15 protein-coding genes and 1 tRNA gene are annotated in these 16,659 nt (G+C 73.5%); 9 read left to right on the plus strand and 7 right to left on the minus strand.

What is annotated here, in order from left to right:
• Positions 1-9: 9 nt before the first annotated feature.
• Positions 10-1,155: a M24 family metallopeptidase gene (locus ACFWBY_RS16735; protein ID WP_385332271.1), complete on the minus strand. Its 1,146-nt coding sequence runs from the start codon at positions 1,153-1,155 to the stop codon at positions 10-12.
• Between the two features lie 212 nt (positions 1,156-1,367).
• Here ACFWBY_RS16735 and ACFWBY_RS16740 point away from each other — a divergent pair.
• Positions 1,368-1,440: transfer RNA gene (locus ACFWBY_RS16740), tRNA-His, on the plus strand.
• 142 nt (positions 1,441-1,582) lie between these two features.
• Here the strand turns inward: ACFWBY_RS16740 and ACFWBY_RS16745 are convergent.
• The 5 genes from ACFWBY_RS16745 to ACFWBY_RS16765 all read right to left on the minus strand — a co-directional run bounded on the left by ACFWBY_RS16745 (position 1,583) and on the right by ACFWBY_RS16765 (position 7,398).
• Entirely contained in the window at positions 1,583-3,643 is a 2,061-nt protein-coding gene (locus ACFWBY_RS16745; protein ID WP_385332274.1) for a phosphocholine-specific phospholipase C, read from the minus strand.
• Between the two features lie 460 nt (positions 3,644-4,103).
• Positions 4,104-4,511, minus strand: coding sequence for a peptide-methionine (R)-S-oxide reductase MsrB (gene msrB / locus ACFWBY_RS16750; RefSeq protein ID WP_385332277.1), 408 nt, complete (start codon positions 4,509-4,511; stop codon positions 4,104-4,106).
• 25 nt (positions 4,512-4,536) lie between these two features.
• Complete coding sequence (gene murC / locus ACFWBY_RS16755; protein WP_385332279.1) at positions 4,537-5,931, minus strand: UDP-N-acetylmuramate--L-alanine ligase; 1,395 nt, start codon at positions 5,929-5,931, stop codon at positions 4,537-4,539.
• 78 nt (positions 5,932-6,009) lie between these two features.
• Entirely contained in the window at positions 6,010-6,477 is a 468-nt protein-coding gene (locus ACFWBY_RS16760) for an indole-3-glycerol phosphate synthase (protein WP_385332282.1), read from the minus strand.
• A 147-nt stretch (positions 6,478-6,624) separates the two neighbouring features.
• Positions 6,625-7,398, minus strand: a complete 774-nt coding sequence (locus ACFWBY_RS16765) for a pyrimidine reductase family protein (RefSeq protein ID WP_385332284.1) — start codon at positions 7,396-7,398, stop codon at positions 6,625-6,627.
• 84 nt (positions 7,399-7,482) lie between these two features.
• Between ACFWBY_RS16765 and zapE the strand changes: the two genes are divergently transcribed.
• The 5 genes from zapE to ACFWBY_RS16790 all read left to right on the plus strand — a co-directional run bounded on the left by zapE (position 7,483) and on the right by ACFWBY_RS16790 (position 12,909).
• On the plus strand, positions 7,483-8,544 hold the full coding sequence (gene zapE / locus ACFWBY_RS16770) for a cell division protein ZapE (protein ID WP_385332462.1): 1,062 nt from the start codon (positions 7,483-7,485) through the stop codon (positions 8,542-8,544).
• A 61-nt stretch (positions 8,545-8,605) separates the two neighbouring features.
• The gene (locus tag ACFWBY_RS16775) at positions 8,606-9,034 is read left to right on the plus strand and encodes an OsmC family protein (RefSeq protein WP_385332286.1); all 429 of its coding nucleotides are present in this window, start codon (positions 8,606-8,608) and stop codon (positions 9,032-9,034) included.
• Between the two features lie 291 nt (positions 9,035-9,325).
• Positions 9,326-10,711: an alkaline phosphatase PhoX gene (locus ACFWBY_RS16780; protein WP_385332289.1), complete on the plus strand. Its 1,386-nt coding sequence runs from the start codon at positions 9,326-9,328 to the stop codon at positions 10,709-10,711.
• Between the two features lie 402 nt (positions 10,712-11,113).
• On the plus strand, positions 11,114-11,944 hold the full coding sequence (locus tag ACFWBY_RS16785) for a PPK2 family polyphosphate kinase (RefSeq protein ID WP_385332465.1): 831 nt from the start codon (positions 11,114-11,116) through the stop codon (positions 11,942-11,944).
• A 17-nt stretch (positions 11,945-11,961) separates the two neighbouring features.
• Complete coding sequence (locus tag ACFWBY_RS16790; protein WP_385332291.1) at positions 11,962-12,909, plus strand: polysaccharide deacetylase family protein; 948 nt, start codon at positions 11,962-11,964, stop codon at positions 12,907-12,909.
• Positions 12,910-12,958: 49 nt separating this feature from the next.
• Here ACFWBY_RS16790 and ACFWBY_RS16795 read toward each other — a convergent pair whose 3' ends face one another.
• A complete protein-coding gene (locus ACFWBY_RS16795) occupies positions 12,959-13,150 on the minus strand; it encodes a hypothetical protein (protein ID WP_385332293.1) in 192 nt (63 codons plus the stop codon).
• Between the two features lie 102 nt (positions 13,151-13,252).
• On the opposite strand from ACFWBY_RS16795, the gene ACFWBY_RS16800 reads away from it, so the two are divergent.
• The 3 genes from ACFWBY_RS16800 (at position 13,253) to ACFWBY_RS16810 (ending at position 16,550) form a co-directional block, all read left to right on the plus strand.
• Positions 13,253-14,002 (plus strand): aminoacyl-tRNA hydrolase, encoded by a 750-nt coding sequence (locus ACFWBY_RS16800; RefSeq protein ID WP_385332296.1) that lies wholly within the window; start codon positions 13,253-13,255, stop codon positions 14,000-14,002.
• Between the two features lie 161 nt (positions 14,003-14,163).
• A complete protein-coding gene (locus tag ACFWBY_RS16805; RefSeq protein ID WP_385332298.1) occupies positions 14,164-15,507 on the plus strand; it encodes a DUF692 domain-containing protein in 1,344 nt (447 codons plus the stop codon).
• Positions 15,504-16,550 carry a TIGR04222 domain-containing membrane protein gene (locus ACFWBY_RS16810; protein WP_385332301.1) on the plus strand — a complete coding sequence of 349 codons (1,047 nt, stop codon included), beginning with the start codon at positions 15,504-15,506 and terminating at the stop codon, positions 16,548-16,550. Before ACFWBY_RS16805 ends, ACFWBY_RS16810 begins: the two co-directional genes overlap by 4 nt.
• Positions 16,551-16,659: the final 109 nt, after the last annotated feature.

Raw genomic sequence — 16,659 nt, forward strand, 5'->3', positions numbered from 1 at the left:
TCGTACGGCCTATGCGACGATCGCCAGCTCCCGCGAGGCGTTGTTGAAGCTGCGGCAGCCGCTCTCGGTGATCGTGACGATGTCCTCGATGCGGACGCCGAAGCGCCCCGGGAGGTAGATCCCCGGCTCCACGGAGAAGCACATGCCGGGGACGAGCAGCCGCTCCTCCCCCTCGACCATGTACGGCGGCTCGTGCGTGGTGACTCCGATGCCGTGTCCCGTGCGGTGGATGAACCGCTCTCCGTAGCCGAACTCGGTGATCACGGCGCGGGCCGCCCGGTCCACGTCCTGGCAGGCGGCGCCGGCCCGGGCCGCCGCCACGCCCGCCAGCTGGGCCTCGCGGACGATGTCGTGGACGCGCTGCTCCTCGTCCGTGGGCTCGCCGACGTGGACGGTCCGGGAGATGTCCGATCCGTAGCCGTGCTTGAGGCCGCCGAAGTCCAGGACCACCATGTCGCCGTGCTCGATGACGCGGTCACCGGCCTCGTGGTGCGGATTGGCCCCGTTGGGTCCGGATCCGACGACGGTGAAGTCGACCTGGGAGTGGCCGTGGACGCGCAGCAGCGCGGCCAGGTCGGCGGCGACGTCACTCTCCCGGCGGCCCGCGAAGGGCACGTGCAGGATCTGCGCGTACGCGGCGTCCGCGGCCTCGCCGGCCGCCGCGAGCCGGGCGAGCTCGCGCTCGTCCTTGACCGCGCGCAGCATCGGCAGCGCGTCGGTCAGCGACGCGTACGACGTGGTCGGCAACTCCCGCTGGAGGCCCAGCAGGTGCAGGGCCCAGGTGTTGTCGCTGACCCCGAAGCGGCCCGTGACGTCCAGCAGCGGGGCGGCGACGGCGTACGGGTCCTTCCCGTCGGCCCAGTCCCGCAGGGTCAGCGCGCCCGCGCCGGGCGCCCTCGCCGCGTCGGGGGCTTCGAGCGCGGGGACGACGAGCACGGGGTCCTGCCCGGCGGCGAGCACGAGCAGGGTCAGCCGCTCGGTGTCGACGGGGCGGTAACCGGTGAGGTGGGCGAGGTCGGGCCCGGGCGCGATCAGCAGGCCGGCCAGGCCCGCGTCGGCGGCGGACCGCGCGGCGGCGTCCATCCGCGCGGCGTAGTCGGCGGCCGTGAAGGGATCGGCGTCGTGGGCGGCGTCATGTGCGGAGTCGTGGTCCATACGGGGATCCTGCCGTGAGCCGCCCGCCGAGGGCGGTGGCCGCGCCGGTCGGGCGTGGCGGGGGGCGGGGCGGGGCGGGGGGCGCCGGTCCCGGTGGTGGGGCGGCTTCCCGCCCGCGACCTGCCGTCGCGCGACAAAGGCGTCGCGGGAGCACCCCGCTGATCGGCTATGCTGTGCTTGCACGTCGAACGGGTGGTCCGCCACCCTTCGTGGTGGGTGTAGCTCAGTTGGTAGAGCACCTGGTTGTGGTCCAGGTGGCCGCGGGTTCAAGTCCCGTCACTCACCCTATTGATCCCATGGGGCGTATGAGGTTCTCCTCGTACGCCCCATGGGATTTCTTCGTTTGCGAAGGCCTCGGGCCGGGACCGGCCCGAGGCCTCGACCCGGTCCGGCCGGGTCGAGGGCCGCCGGGCGGCGGACGACCGCGTCAGACGGTCTTGATCGCCGGGTCGGAGACCCCGGCCGCGCCCGTCTCGACGTGGCCGGCGAAACGGCGCAGGAAGGTGGTGTCCGCGTCGGAGACGACCTTGACGTCGTACCAGCGGGCCGTGGCGGACAGGCCCACCGTGCAGGCCGCCGTGCCGCCCGCCGCGACCCGCAGGGTCTGGGCGGCGCCTCCGTAGGCGTTGGTCACCGTGAGGTTGACCGCCGCCGTGCCCGCGTTGGTCAGGGTCAGCCCGAGGTTGCCGGTGGCCGCGTCGTGGCGGGCCGTGACCTCGGGGCCGGCCTTCTTCGCCGGGCCCTTCCAGGTCCGCAGGAATCCGTTCGGGCCCCAGACCGTGAGGTTGACCTGGTTGCCGGTGGAGCCGCTCGTGCTCCAGGTGTCCGACAGGGTCTTTCCCGCCTCGACCGTGTAGGGCCACGGGCCGTCCGTACGGTTGCCCGAGGTGCTGTGGAAGTGGGCGCCGAGGGAGGGGCCGGAGGAGAAGGTCAGGGTGAACTTGCCGGTGGAGACGGTGGCCCGGCCGTCCACGTACGGCTGGTACCCGAGCGCGCGGGTCGGCTTCCCGCCCGCCTCCTGCCGGGGCAGGGTGCCCGTGGACGGCGGGGTCGGGTGGTAGGACGGGTGGCGGTCCTTATCCGGCGGGAGGTAGCCGGCCGTGGAGGGCAGCGGGGCGGGCGCGGCGTCGGCGCGGGTGAAGTCGAAGGCCGAGGTCAGGTCACCGCAGACGGCGCGGCGCCACGGCGAGATGTTGGGCTCCCGCACGCCGAAGCGCTGCTCCATGAAGCGGATCACCGAGGTGTGGTCGAAGGTCTCGGAGCAGACGTAGCCGCCCTTGCTCCAGGGGGAGACCACGATCATCGGGACGCGCGGGCCGAGCCCGTAGGGTCCGGCAGCGTAGCCGCCGCCCCCGCCGTACAGGTCCTTGGCCACGTCCGCCGTGGACAGGCCCCAGGCCGAGGACGCGGGCGGGTACGGCGGGACCACGTGGTCGAAGAAGCCGTCGTTCTCGTCGTAGGTGATGAACAGGGCCGTCTTCGCCCACACCGCCGGGTTCGCCGTCAGCGAGTCCAGGACCTGGGAGATGTACCAGGCGCCGAAGTTCGTCGGCCAGTTCGAGTGCTCGCTGAACGCCTCCGGGGCGGCGATCCAGGAGATCTGCGGGAGGGTGCCGTTCACCACGTCCGCGCGCAGTTTGTCGAAGTACCCCCCGCCCGCCTTGACGTCGGTGCCGGTGCGGGCCTTCTCGTACAGGGCGCTGCCGGGCTGGGCGTTGCGGTAGGTGTTGAAGTACAGCAGCGAGTTGTCGCCGTAGTTCCCGCGGAAGGCGTCGTTGATCCATCCCCAGGAGCCGGCCGCGTTCAGGCCGTCGCCGATGTCCTGGTAGACCTTCCAGGAGACCCCGGCCGACTCCAGGCGCTCGGGGTAGGTCTTCCAGCCGTAGCCCGCTTCCTGATTGCCGAGGACGGGGCCGCCGCCCACCCCGTCGTTGCCCGTGTGACCCGTCCACATGTAGTAGCGGTTGGGGTCGGTGGCGCCGATGAAGGAGCAGTGGTAGGCGTCGCACACGGTGAAGGCGTCCGCGAGGGCGTAGTGGAACGGGATGTCGTTCCGCGTCATGTACGACATGGTCGTGGCCGTCTTGGCCGGAACCCACTTGTCGTACTTGCCGTTGTTGTAGGCCTGGTGGCCGCCGGCCCAGTCGTGGTTCAGGCCCTCCAGGAACTGCATCCCGAGATCCTCGATCTGCGGGTTGAAGGGCAGGATGTCCTTCGTGCCGTTGGACTGGTGGAAGACGGACTTGCCGTTGTCCTGGAGGACCGGTCGCGGGTCGCCGAAGCCCCGGACCCCCTTCATGGCGCCGAAGTAGTGGTCGAAGGACCGGTTCTCCTGCATGAGGACGACGATGTGCTCGATGTCCTGGATGGTTCCGGTGCTGCCCTGCGCCGAGATGGCGGCGGCGCGGGCGATGCTCTCGTTCAGCATCGTGATCGCGGCGGTACCGCCGGCGATCTGCAGGAACCGGCGGCGGTTGAGTTCTGCCATGGCGTGACGACCTCTGCGGGTGAGACGGTGAGGGGGGTGTCGAGGGGCGCCCCAAGAACAGCGGCCCCGGGGTACCGGTCGGCGTTGCTTTCGTGACAGTGAGCCGTACACCTGGAGAACGGAAGCCCTCGTACGCCGGTTTACGTCCCACGGACGTCTTTGCGCCACATCCGGCAACGGGCGTACCTCCCCGCCTCACCCGACCCGCCCGGGACCTCCTCACCCGCCCCCCCGGGACCTCCTCGCCCTCACCCCCTGACGGTCCGGGACCTCCTCGCACTCACCCCCTGGCGGCCCGGCCGCCGCGCGTCGCCCAGCGCCCGCCAGGTGTAGCGCGTCGCGGGGCCCCCGGCGAGCGACAGCTCCCCGGGGGCCGGGCACACCGTTGCGGCCACCGGCCTTGTGAACCGGTGGCCGTCATTCCATGGACCACACGGCGGGCCGTGGCGCTGGTGGAGGGTCAGCCTTCCTTCGGAGTGAGCCTCAGGGAGATGGAGTTGATGCAGTACCGCTGGTCCGTGGGGGTCGGGTAGCCCTCGCCCTCGAAGACGTGGCCGAGGTGGGAGCCGCACTTCGCGCAGAGCACCTCGGTGCGGACCATGCCGTGCGAGATGTCGGACTTCAGCTCGACGGCGTCGGAGTCCTTCGGGTCGTAGAAGGACGGCCAGCCGCAGTGCGACTCGAACTTCTCGGTGGAGCGGAACAGTTCGCCGCCGCAGCCGCGGCAGGAGTAGACGCCCTCCGTCTTGGTGTCGGTGTACTCACCGCGGAAGGCGGGTTCGGTGCCGGCGAGGCGCAGCACCTGGTACTCGGACGGGGTCAGTTCCGCCTGCCACTGCTCGTCCGTCTTCTCTACCTCGTACGTCATGACTCTTCGCGCTCCCTGAGAACCGTCAGCTGGACAGGCGGGCGAGGATCTGGGGCCCCAGGTCCGTGACGTCGCCGGCCCCCATCGTGAGAACGAGATCGCCGGGCTTGGCCATTCCCGCGACGACGTCGGCGACGGCGCCCTTGTCGTGCTCGGGGGTGATGTCGGCGCCGGCCGCCCGGGCGGCGTCGATGATGATCGCGCTGGTCACGCCGGGGACCGGATCCTCGCGGGCGGGGTAGATGTCGAGGACCACGGAGGCGTCCGCGAGGGCGAGGGCCCGGCCCATCTCCTCGCCGAGCTCCTGGGTGCGGGAGAAGAGGTGCGGCTGGAAGACGACCAGGATGCGGGAGTCGCCGGCGGCGCCGCGGATGGCCTCCAGGTCGGCGGTCATCTCCGTCGGGTGGTGCGCGTAGGAGTCGATGACCTGCACGCCGGCCGCCTCGCCCTTGAGCTGGAGGCGGCGCTTGACCCCGGTGTACTTGCCGAGCGCGGAGGCCAGGTTGTGCGCCGGGATGCCGAGCGCGACACCGGCGGCGAGGGCCGCGACGGCGTTGTGCGCGTAGTGGCGGCCGGGCACCGAGACGGTGAAGGTGAGCATCCGGCCGTCGACGACGACCGTGACCTCGCTGGTCAGCCCGCGCGGGGTGATCTTCGTGATCCGGACGTTGGCCCCGGGCTCCTCGCCGTAGGTGACCACCTTCAGCCCGTCGTTCCCGCGGACCCGGCGGGCGATCTCGGCTGCGCCGGCCTGGCCGTGGGCGATGACCAGCGTGCCGCCGTCGGGGACCTTGCCGACGAAGGTCTCGAAGGACTCGTAGATCTCTTCCATCGACGCGTAGTTCGCGTGGTGGTCGAGCTCGGCGTTGAGGATGATCGCGACCTGCGGTGTGTACGTGTGGAAGCTGCGGTCGCTCTCGTCCGCCTCGGCAACGAAGATGTCGCCCTCGCCGTGATGGGCGTTGGAGCCGGGGGCGTCCAGGTCGCCGCCGATGGCGTACGAGGGGTCCAGGCCCAGTGCCGTGAGGGAGACGGCCAGCATGGAGGTGGTGGTGGTCTTGCCGTGGGTGCCGGCGACGGCGATGGGCCGCAGGCCCTCCATCAGGCCGGCCAGGGCGTCGGAGCGGTGCACGACCGGGATGCCGAGCTCGGCGGCGCGGGCCAGCTCGGGGTTGTCGGCGCGGATGGCGCTGGAGACGACCACGCAGGTGGCGTCGTCGGCGAGGTGGCCGGCGGCGTGCCCGATGTGGACCGTGGCGCCGTGGGCGCGCAGCGCCTGGGCGGTCTCGGAGTCACGGGCGTCGCTGCCGGCCACCCGCGCGCCGCGCTGGGCGAGGATCTTCGCGATGCCGGACATGCCGGCGCCGCCGATGCCGATGAAGTGGGGCCGTTCCATGGCGGTCGGCAGGCCGGGCTTCATTCAGGTAGCTCCAGGATCGAGGGCGTGCGGTCCGCTGGGTCCCGTCCGCTCAGCACGGAGGGTTCAGCGGACTCCACCCTATTCCTTGTGGGCGAAGAGCTTGAGCACCGGAACGCCGACCTTGTGGCGGGCCCGGGAGGCCCAGTCCCGGTGGAAGAACTCCTCGACGTAGTGCGGGGCGGTCAGGACGATCACCTCGTCGGCGCCGGTCTCGTCCACCACGGCCTTGAGCTTGTCGAGGGGGTGGTCCTCGATGATCTGTCCGACGGCCTTGGCGCCCTTGGCGCGCAGGGACGCCAGGGAGTGTTCGAGCGCCCGTTCGGCGGGGCCGCGGGCGGCCTCGCCCTCCGGTTCGTCGCCCTCGCGGATCGCCTCGGGAAGCTCACCGAGCGCGACGTCGTCGATGGCGCGCAGCAGCCGGTCCCGGTCGCCGCGGGGTTGCATGAGGACGACGAAGGAGACCGGCTCGTCGCCGTGGAGGGTGGTGACGAAGTCCACGTCGACGGGGGTCAGCGGCTGCTCGATCATCAATACGCTCGTGAACACGGACGCCCTCTCCTTCGTGGGCCGAGGCCGGCCGGCCGACCCCTGCGGAAACCATCCTGCCCCGCTCTCGCACGGAGCCCTGCCGAGACATCCTGCCCAGTTATGTGCCCAGCGGACGCTAAGCGGAACGCGAAATTCCGCTCCGCTTCAGATCCGACGGTAACGCGTGAAGAGAAACCCGGCCTCTTCCAGCAGACAGGCCGGCACCAGCCGGTGCGGAACCGCGACGCCGGGCCCGCCGGAGATCCGCTGGGCGCCACCCGCCGTGAGCGTCGGCGAGATCGTCAGGCACAGCTCGTCCAGTGCGTCGGCGGCCACGAACTGGCCCAGCAGCCGGGGTCCGCCCTCGGTGAGCTGGCGGCGCAGCCCCCGGTCCGCGAGCTCCCGTACGACGCGCGCCGGGTCCACGCCCGCGCCCTCGCCGGCCACCACGACCTCGGCCCCGGCCTTGGCGGCCTCGGCCACCCGGCCGGCGGGGGCTGCGGCTCCGGTGAGCAGCAGGGTCGGCACCAGCGGTGAGGTGAACAGCGGAGCCCCGAAGTCGAGCTCCAGGCTCGCCGTGACCACCGCGATGGCGGCGGCGGGGCCCTGACCTGCGGCGCTGCGGCGGGCCGCGAAGGCCTCCCGGGCCCGCGCGGGGCGGTAGCCCTCCTGGCGAACCGTTTCCGCACCGACGACCACCACATCGGCCAGCGCCCGCAGGGTGCCGAAGATCCGCATGTCGGTCTCGCCGGAGATGGGCTGCGAGCGCCCGTCGTGCTGGGCCGCGCCGTCCAGGGTGGACACCATGTTGGCCCGCAGCCAGTGGCCGTCCGGGCCGAGGGAGGGGTACGCGTACGCCTCGGCGAGCTCGTCCAGCGACCACTCCCGGTCGGTCTGGTCTTCTGCTGTCTGATCGGTCACAGGGAACAGGCGTCGCATCGGTGCAGTGTGCCACGCCCCGTAGAGTTAAGAGCTGTGTCAACATCACTCTCGCCCTCAGCGTCAGCCTCCGGGCAGCCCCCGATAGCCGACGTGGGCCCCCAGGCCCTCTGCGCCCGCGAGCCGCGGGTGCCCGCCGAGCGGCTCGTGGCCGAGATGGTGCCGCCCCCGCGTTTCGACTCGGTGCGCTTCGACACCTACGAACCGGACCCGGCCCAGCCGAGCCAGTCCGAGGCCGTCACCGTCCTCGCCGACTTCGCCGCGGGCCTCGGCGGCGCCCACGCCAGTGGCGCCGGCAAGCGCCGCTGGTTCGCGAGGACCCCGAAGAACACCGCCCCCGCCGCCCCGCGGGGGATCTACCTCGACGGCGGATACGGTGTCGGCAAGACCCACCTGCTCGCCTCGCTCTGGCACGCCACCCCGGCCGAGCCGGCGCTCAAGGCCTTCGGCACCTTCGTGGAGCTGACCAACCTCGTCGGCGCGCTCGGCTTCCAGCAGACCGTGCAGACCCTGGGCGGACACCGCCTCCTGTGCATCGACGAATTCGAGCTCGACGACCCGGGCGACACCGTGCTGGTGTCCTCGCTCCTGCGCCGCCTGGTCGAGCAGGGCGTGGCACTGGCCGCCACCTCCAACACCCTGCCCGGCAAGCTCGGTGAGGGCCGTTTCGCCGCCGCCGACTTCCTCCGGGAAATCCAGGGCCTCTCCGCGCACTTCAGGCCGCTGCGCATCGACGGCCAGGACTACCGCCACCGCGGGCTCCCCGAGGCCCCGTCCCCCTTCACGGACGAGCAGGTGACCAAGGCCGCCTACGCGACCCCCGGCGCCAGCCTCGACGACTTCCCCGGCCTGCTCGAGCACCTCGCCCGGGTCCACCCCAGCCGCTACGGGGCCCTGACCGACGGCATAGCGGCCGTGTGCCTCACCGACGTCGGCCCGGTCCCCGACCAGTCGACCGCACTGCGCCTGGTCGTCCTCGCGGACCGCCTGTACGACCGCGAGATACCGGTACTGGCCTCCGGGGTGCCCTTCGACAAGCTCTTCAGTGAAGAGATGCTGAACGGCGGCTACCGCAAGAAGTACTTCCGGGCCATCTCGCGGCTCACCGCGCTGGCACGCGACGCGAAGCCCCTGGTGTCCCAGTAGGTTTGGAGGCGTCGGCCCGTTCCACGGGCCGGCCGTCTCCACTTCTGCGAAGGGATCCACCATGGCTGCCACACGCAACGCACACGCCGTCTGGGAAGGCGACCTGTTCGAAGGCAAGGGCGTCGTCACGCTCGACTCGTCCGGCCTCGGCAGCTACCCCGTCTCCTGGCCCGCCCGGACCGACGAGGAGGCGAACGGGCGGACCAGCCCGGAGGAGCTCATCGCCGCCGCGCACTCCAGCTGCTTCAACATGGCCTTCTCCAACGGCCTCGCCAAAGCGGGCAACCCGCCGGCCAAGCTGACCACCTCGGCCGCCGTCACCTTCGTCCCGGGCAAGGGCATCACCGGGATCCACCTCACCGTCGAGGGCGAGGTGCCGGGCCTGGACAACGACGCGTTCGTCGCCGCCGCCGAGGACGCCAAGCAGAACTGCCCGGTCAGCCAGGCCCTGACCGGCACGACGATCACGCTCAGCGCGAAGCTGGCCTGACCGTTCCCGCATCCCCGCCGGATGCCCGGCGCGGCCGTATCGGCCGCTCCGGGCTCCCGCGGGGCCGGGACCGGCGCCTGGAGCCCGTCGTCGAAGCGGCGCCGGGCCAGGGGCCGCTTCGGCGACAGGCTCCGGGCGCGGTCGGGCACGATCGCACGGGGAGCGACCGCACCCGGTGGTGGGGTGTACGTCCCTCCGGGCGCGCGCGGCGGCGCGGCGGCCCGGGCCCGGCTGGGCGCCCGTGGTACCACGGCTCGGACGTACGTCCTGACCCACCCCCGGGAGTTGCCGATGCCGCCGATGCCCCTCAGCAGGCGCAGCCTGCTCGCCGCCGGCTCCGTCGCCTTCACCGGCGCGCTCGGCGCGCTCTTCGCCGCCGCCGGGCCGGGCACCGGGGCGGGCACCGGGGCGGGCACCAGGACGGGCGCCGCCACCCGCGGCTACGGCCCGCTCGTGGCCGACCCCGCCGGGCTGCTGGACCTCCCGGCCGGGTTCGCGTACCGCGTGCTCTCGCGGGCCGGCGACCCGCTGCGCTCCGGTGAGGGCACCGTTCCGGGCAACTGCGACGGCATGGCCGCCTTCGGCGCCGGAGGCGGCCGCGTCCGGCTGGTCCGCAACCACGAGAACCGGACCACCGCGGCCCTGCGCGTACCGCCCGTCGAGGGGCTCACCTACGACCCGCACGCTCTCGGCGGCTGCACCCTCCTCGACCTCGACCCCGCGGGCCGCGTCACCGGCGAGCGCGTCGCCCTCGCCGGTACGGCCGTCAACTGCGCGGGCGGCCGGACTCCCTGGAACACATGGCTGTCCTGCGAGGAGACCGAGGACCGGGCGGGCACCGCCGGCTACGCCCGCGACCACGGCTACGTCTTCGAAGTCGACCCCGCCGACCCCCGCCGCTCCGGCGCGGTCCCGCTCACCGCGATGGGCCGCTTCGCACACGAGGCCGTCGCCGTCGACCCGTACCTCGGGGTGGTCTACGAGACCGAGGACGCCTTCGTCGAACCCTTCGGACTCTTCTACCGGTTCCTGCCCGCCCGCCCGCTCGGCGGCCCCGGCTCCCTGCGCGCGGGCGGCACGCTGGAGGCGCTACGCGTCCCCGGACTGGCGAACCTGGCAGTGGTGGACGAGCCCGGGGCCCGGTTCCCGGTGGAGTGGGTGCCCGTCCCGGACCCGTCGGCGGCCGGGACCCCGATCCGGCTCCAGGACTTCGGCCCCGGCGGGATCACCCACGCGCAGAAGCTGGAGGGCTGCTACTGGGGCGGCGACGGCGTGTACTTCGTCTCCAGCTACTCACGCACCGCCGAGGGCTCCCCCGCCGACCACCACGGCCAGGTCTGGTTCTACGACCCGCTGCACGCGAGCCTCCGTCTGGACGTGCTGTTCGGCCCGGCCGCCGACATCCGGCTTCCCGGCGACTCCCCCGACAACATCTGCCTGGCCCCGGACGGCGGCCTGCTGGTGTGCGAGGACGGCGGCGGCGCGCAATACGTCTTCGGGGTGACCCGCGGCGGCGAGGTCTACCCGATGGCCCGCAACGCCGACGACATCGGCAAGCCCGGGGCGCCGGAGTGGGGCGAGTTCGCGGGCGTCACCTTCTCACCGGACGCCCGCACGATGTACGTCAACGCCTACACGCCCGGAACCACCTTCGCCGTGACGGGCCCCTGGCAGTGACCTGAAGGGTGCCCCGCCCCGCCCTACGGCCCGGTCGGCCTGATCTTTCGACACCTCGCGGTCCCCTCCGATCTGTTGGAGGATCGAAGGGGACCGACGGGATCGAGGTAGGTAGCGGTGGCCAAGAAGGAGAGCACGAAGCCGACGGGGCCCACGGGGCCTGCCAGGGCCGCGAAGCCGTCCGGGGCGGCCGGGACCGCGAAGCCCGCCAGGGCGGCGAAGCCCACGAAGGCCCCGGAGTCGCCCGGACCGACCAAGGCCGCCGCGGCGGCGGCCCCCGCGAAGGCGGGGAAGAAGGCGGCCGAGGCCAAGAAGGCGGGAGAGGCCGGCACGGCCGCGGAGGCCGCCGCCGGGAAGGGCCGTAAGGCCGCCGAGTCCGCGGCCGGTCAGGGTTCCGGCGCGCTGGGCCCGTTGCTCCGCGTCCCCGCCGGCGAGCACGTCGACCTCGCCCGCCTCGACCCCCGTGCCACCCCGGCCGGTCCCGCCGGCAAGGCGGCCGGCGTGGCGGCCACCGCCGGGATGGCCGAGCGGCTCGCCTCCCTCCAGGAGCGGCTCTACGCCGCCAGCACCGCCGGCGACCGCCGCCGCGTCCTCCTCGTCCTCCAGGGCATGGACACCAGCGGCAAGGGCGGCACGCTCAAGCACGTGATCGGCCAGTTCAACCCCTCAGGCTGCCGGATCAAGGCCTTCAAGGCGCCTACGGCCGAGGAGCGGAACCACCCCTTCCTCTGGCGCGTCACGAAGGCGCTCCCCCAGCCCGGCGAGATCGGCATCTTCGACCGTTCGCACTACGAGGACGTCCTCATCGCCCGCGTCCGCGACCTGGTGCCGCGCAGTCGGCTGGGCCGGCGCTACGCGCAGATCAACCGGTTCGAGAAGTCCCTCGCCGACGACGGCGTGAGCGTGGTGAAGGTCTTCCTCCACATCAGCTACGAGGAGCAGCGCGCGCGGCTCCTGGAGCGGCTCGACAATCCGGACAAGCACTGGAAGTTCAGCCCGGGCGACATCGAGGAGCGCGCCGCGTGGCCCGCGTACCAACGGGCGTACGAGCTGGCCCTGGAGCGCTGTTCCTCGGACGCCGCGCCCTGGTACGTCGTCCCCGCGGACCGCAAGTGGTACCGCAACTGGGCGATCAGCAAACTGCTGCTGGAGCATTTGGAGGCCCTCGCGCCGCGGTACCCCGAGGCCGACTTCGACGTCGAGGAGTGCCGCGCACGCCTACTTGCCACATAGTCATATATTTTGCCCATGTGACCATCTCACTGCGCAGAACGGCCGCCGTCGCGGCCCTGGCAGCTCTCAGCACCGCCCTCACCGCCTGCGGGGGCGGCGCCGGTACGCCGGACACCGGCGGCCGGGCGCGCATGGGAGCCCCGGCCTCCACGCCCGCCCCGGCGACCGGGCAGAGCGGCTCCCCCGACGCGGCCGGCGCCTCCGCTGCCCCCGGCGCCTCCGCCACCCCGCAGCCCGGCTCCCCCCAAGCCGGCGCACCCGGCAAGGCTCCGACGATCGCGCCCGGCCCGAACGGCCTGACCCCCGTCTTCGACCGGGCGAAGCAGCGGACGGACAAGACCGTGGCACTGACCTTCGACGCCGACATGACCTCCGACCAGGGGCCGCGCGCGGCGAACGGGGAGCACTTCGACAACCCGCAGCTGATCTCCACGCTGCGCACGCTCAAGGTGCCCTCGACGGTCTTCATGACCGGCCGCTGGGCCGAGGAGTACCCGGACCAGGCCAAGTCCATCGGCACCGATCCGAACTTCGAGATCGCGAACCACTCGTACAGCCACCACGCCTTCACCTCCCCCTGCTACGGGCTCCCGGCCCTCGACGAGGCCGCCGCCCGAGCCGATGTGGACCGGGCCTTCGAGTCCTTCCGCAAGGCGGGAGCGGTCAACACCGTCCCTTACTTCCGCTTCCCCGGCGGCTGCTACGACGACCGGGCGCTGCGGGCGATCTCCACGGCCAAGGTCACGGCCGTCCAGTGGGACGTGGTCAGCGGGGACGCCTTCGCGAAGGATCCCGACGCGGTGGCCGAACAGGTCCTGGCCGGGGTGAAACCCGGATCGGTCGTCGTCATGCACTGCACGCGCAGCGCCGCCCCGGTCACCGAGGAAGCCATCCGGAAGATCGTCCCGGAGCTGCGCAAGCGCGGCTTCCGGTTCGTCAAGGTCTCCGAGCTCGTCGGGAAGTAGCAGCGCGGGCGAGCGCCGGGCGGACGACGGGGCGGACCGCGCCGCGGGCTCAGCCCGAGCAGGCGGTGCGCTGGGCCTCCTGCCATTCGCACACCGGGCACAGCACCACGCCCGGTGTCGCGGTCCCGTACTCGGTGGCCTCGCCGCACTGTACGCAGTCGGCGTACGGCGGCCCGGCCACCCGCCCGGCGGGCGCCGCGGGGGCGGGGCAGTAGCCGGTGTCCTGCTCGATCGGGTCCATGGGTACCAGCCTACTCAGCCCGGCCGACCGCTCCCGGGGGCGCCGGTCGGCCGGGACCCCTGCGCGGTCGCCCCGATGGCGCGGACTGGCAGAATCGGCCGGATGAGCACCGAGGACACGCAAGCGCACACCGACGTACCCGCGGTCGGGGCGGACAGCCCGTTCCGGCCGGAGCGGATCGCCCGCGACGAGGCGCCGCAGTTCGTGCTGCCGCTGGTGGTGCGGATCGAGAAGGCCGGGCCGCCGGCGCGGACGGACGCCCTGGAGACGGCGGCCCGCGCGGTGCTGGTGCTGCTGACGGACGAGCGGTCGGCCGGCGGGGGCGAGTGGGCCGAGGCCGTGCGGGACTGGCAGGACGCGCGGATCCGCAAGGTGGTCCGCCGGGCGCGCGGGGCGGAGTGGCGCAAGGCCGAAGCGCTGCCGGGCGTCACGGTGCGGGGTGAGGTGGCGCAGGTACGGGTCTTCCCGCCGGTCCCGCTCGACGGCTGGCCCAAGGAGCTGGCCAAGCTCCAGGTGTCGGGCACCGACCTGGACGACCCGCGGCCGGTCGCCGCGGCCGGCGCCGGACTGCCGGTCCTGTGGCTCAACCCGGATCTGGACATGTCCGCCGGCAAGGCCATGGCCCAGGCCGGGCACGCCGCGCAGCTGGCCTGGTGGGAGCTGACCGGTGCGGAGCGCGCCGCCTGGCGGGAGTCCGGTTTCCTGCTGGCCGTACGGACGGCCGCGCGCGAGCGGTGGACGGAGCTGTCCGGGAGCGGGCTGCCCGTGGTGCGCGACGCCGGGTTCACGGAGATCGCGCCGGGCTCGTGCACCGTGGTCGCGGACCACCCCGCCCTGCGCACGCGGCTCTAGGTCTGCCCCGCCGGCCCACCCGCCCCACCCGCCCCCGCTCCCGGCCGCTGCCCGGAGGCCGGGAACCTCAAATGTTGCTCTGAACGTCCCTCTGCGCGGTTGGCCCGACTCCGGCGGGGCCATGACATCGACACACGGACGACGAGCGGGGGCGAGGGGACATGGAGCCCATGGCACACCTGGGGGTGGGCATCGGCTGGCGGCCGGAGATCGCGCGAGCGGTGGAGGGCCTGCCGGGGCTGGACTGGGTCGAGGTGGTGGCCGAGAACATCTGCCCCGGCCATCTGCCGGAGTCGCTGCTGCGGCTGCTCGACCGCGGGGTCCGCGTCGTGCCGCACGGGGTCTCGCTGGGACTCGGCGGCGCGGAGCGGCCGGACCCGGCGAAGCTGGCCGCGCTCGCCGAGCGGGCGCAGGCGCTGGGGGCGCCGATCGTCACCGAGCACATCGCCTTCGTACGGGCCGGCGCGCTGGGGGCGTCGCCGGCGCTGGAGGCCGGGCACCTGCTGCCCGTGGCGCGGACCCGGGACGCCCTCGACGTGCTGTGCGAGAACGTGCGGATCGCGCAGGACGCCCTGCCGGTGCCGCTCGCGCTGGAGAACATCGCCGCGCTGCTGTCGTGGCCCGGGGAGGAGCTCACGGAGGGACAGTTCCTGACGGAGCTGGTGGAGCGTACGGGCGTGCGACTGCTGATCGACGTGGCCAACCTGCACACCAACCGCGTGAACCGGGGGGAGGACCCGGCCGCCGTACTGGACGGGATCCCGCTGGAGGCTCTGGCGTACGTGCACGTCGCCGGAGGTGTGGAGCGGGACGGGGTGTGGCACGACACGCACGCCCATCCCGTGCCGGGGGTGGTGCTGGACGTCCTCGCGGAACTCCGGGCCCGGGTGGATCCGCCCGGGGTGCTGCTGGAGCGGGACGACGACTTCCCGCCGGAGGCGGAGCTGGCCGGCGAGCTGACCGCGATCCGGGGCGTTCTCGCCGGCCCCGCCGCGCCCGCCGCCGGACCGGCCCCCCGTCGTTCTCCGGGCTCGACCCGGACGCGTGCCCCGGGCGCCGCAGGTGCGGCGGGACCGGACGGTGTCGAAGGGAGCGAGAAGGCCCGGACGCGGGTCGGGCTCGGGCAGGCCGCGCTGCTGTCGGCGCTGGTGGCCGGTACGCCCGTGCCCGAGGGGTTCGACCGGCAGCGCGTCCGGGTGCAGGCCCGGGCGCTCGCGGCCAAGCGGGCCGGGGTCGTCGCCCGGCTGGCCCCCGAACTCCCGGCGATCCTGGGCGGGGAGAAGCCGTACCGCGAGGCCTTCCTCGGCTACGCCCGGCAGCGGCCCATGGCCTCGGGCTACCGGCGTGACGCGCTGGACTTCGCCGAACACCTGCTGATCCGGGACCTGCCCGCCGATCCCGCCGCCCGCCGCCGGCTCACGCTCTGGTGGCAGGACCGGGCCGGGGTGCGGCCGCCGCGCCGCGTCGTGCGCTGGGCCCGTGCGCTGGTGGGGAGAGCGGCATGACCTTCTTCGACTTCCTCGCCGTCGCCGTCTGGATCGGCGTCATCGTCTCCACCGTCCGCCTCCTGCGCGCCCTGCGGCGCTCGCAGCCCTCCACCCTCGGCCCCGCCCCGCGGCTGCACGACCTGTCCGAGGCCGCCTTCATGGCGGGCGGGCCCGGCGCCGTGGTGGACGCCGCGCTCGTCGCACTGCTCTGCGACGGCCGGATGGTGGTCGGCGGACCGGGCATCGTCCAGCTGCGGCCCGGGGTGCGGGCGGCGGATCCCGCCGAGCGGGCCGTGCTCCAGGCCCACCAGGGCGCGCCGTCCGGCTGGCTCTACCAGATCCGCTACTGCGCCATGCGGGATCCGGCCGTCCAGGAGACCGGCGACGCGCTGGCCGCCCGCGGACTGATCGCGGCGCCCGGCAGCCGGCACGGCCGGCTGCGCTGGGGGGTGGCCCAGGCGGTGGTCTGCGGGGTGGTGCTGGCCCTGTCGATCCCGCTCTCCTTCGTCGCCTTCGCGCTCGGGGACGGCTCCGTGCGGGTGCCGTTCGTCATCGAGGTGTTTCCCGTCCTGCTGGGCGGAATCGTCATGGGCATCGCCGGCGCCGCGCGCGCCCGGCAGCGGATCACGCCGGCGGGGACGGCCGCCCTGCGCGACATCCGCGCCCACTACCGGGCCGACCAGAGCCCGTACGTCCAGACCTCGCTGTTCGGGCTGGCCGGGCTGCGGGATCCGTACCTGCGCGAACAGCTGGTTCCGGCGGCCCGCGGGACCCGGCTGGCGGCGGCCCAGTCCCGTACGGGCTCCAGCGGCTCGCAGGCCTCCTGGGGGACCGGGGCCGAGCTGCTCCCGGTCGTCTGGTGCGCGGGATCCGACGGCGGCGGCTCGGGCGGATCAGGCGGGTCGGGCTGCGGATCGGGGTCGAGCTGCGGCGGGTCCTCGGGGTCGGGCTGCGGGTCGTCCGGAAGCAGCTGCGGGTCGTCCGGCAGCAGCGGTTCGAGCTGCTCCAGCGGTTCGAGTTGCGGCAGTTCGTCCAGTTCCAGCTGCGGCAGCAGTTCCTGACCCCCCATCACGGGTCCGTCACGACCCGCTCACGCTTCGGAAGCCCTGCGGGGGCCGCGTGCGGTCGAGGACCGCGAGGTGCGGGCGGCGCTCGCCTACGGCAGGCGGG

The sequence above is a fragment of the Streptomyces sp. NPDC060049 genome, assembly GCF_042736715.1.
Lineage (GTDB): Bacteria > Actinomycetota > Actinomycetes > Streptomycetales > Streptomycetaceae > Streptomyces.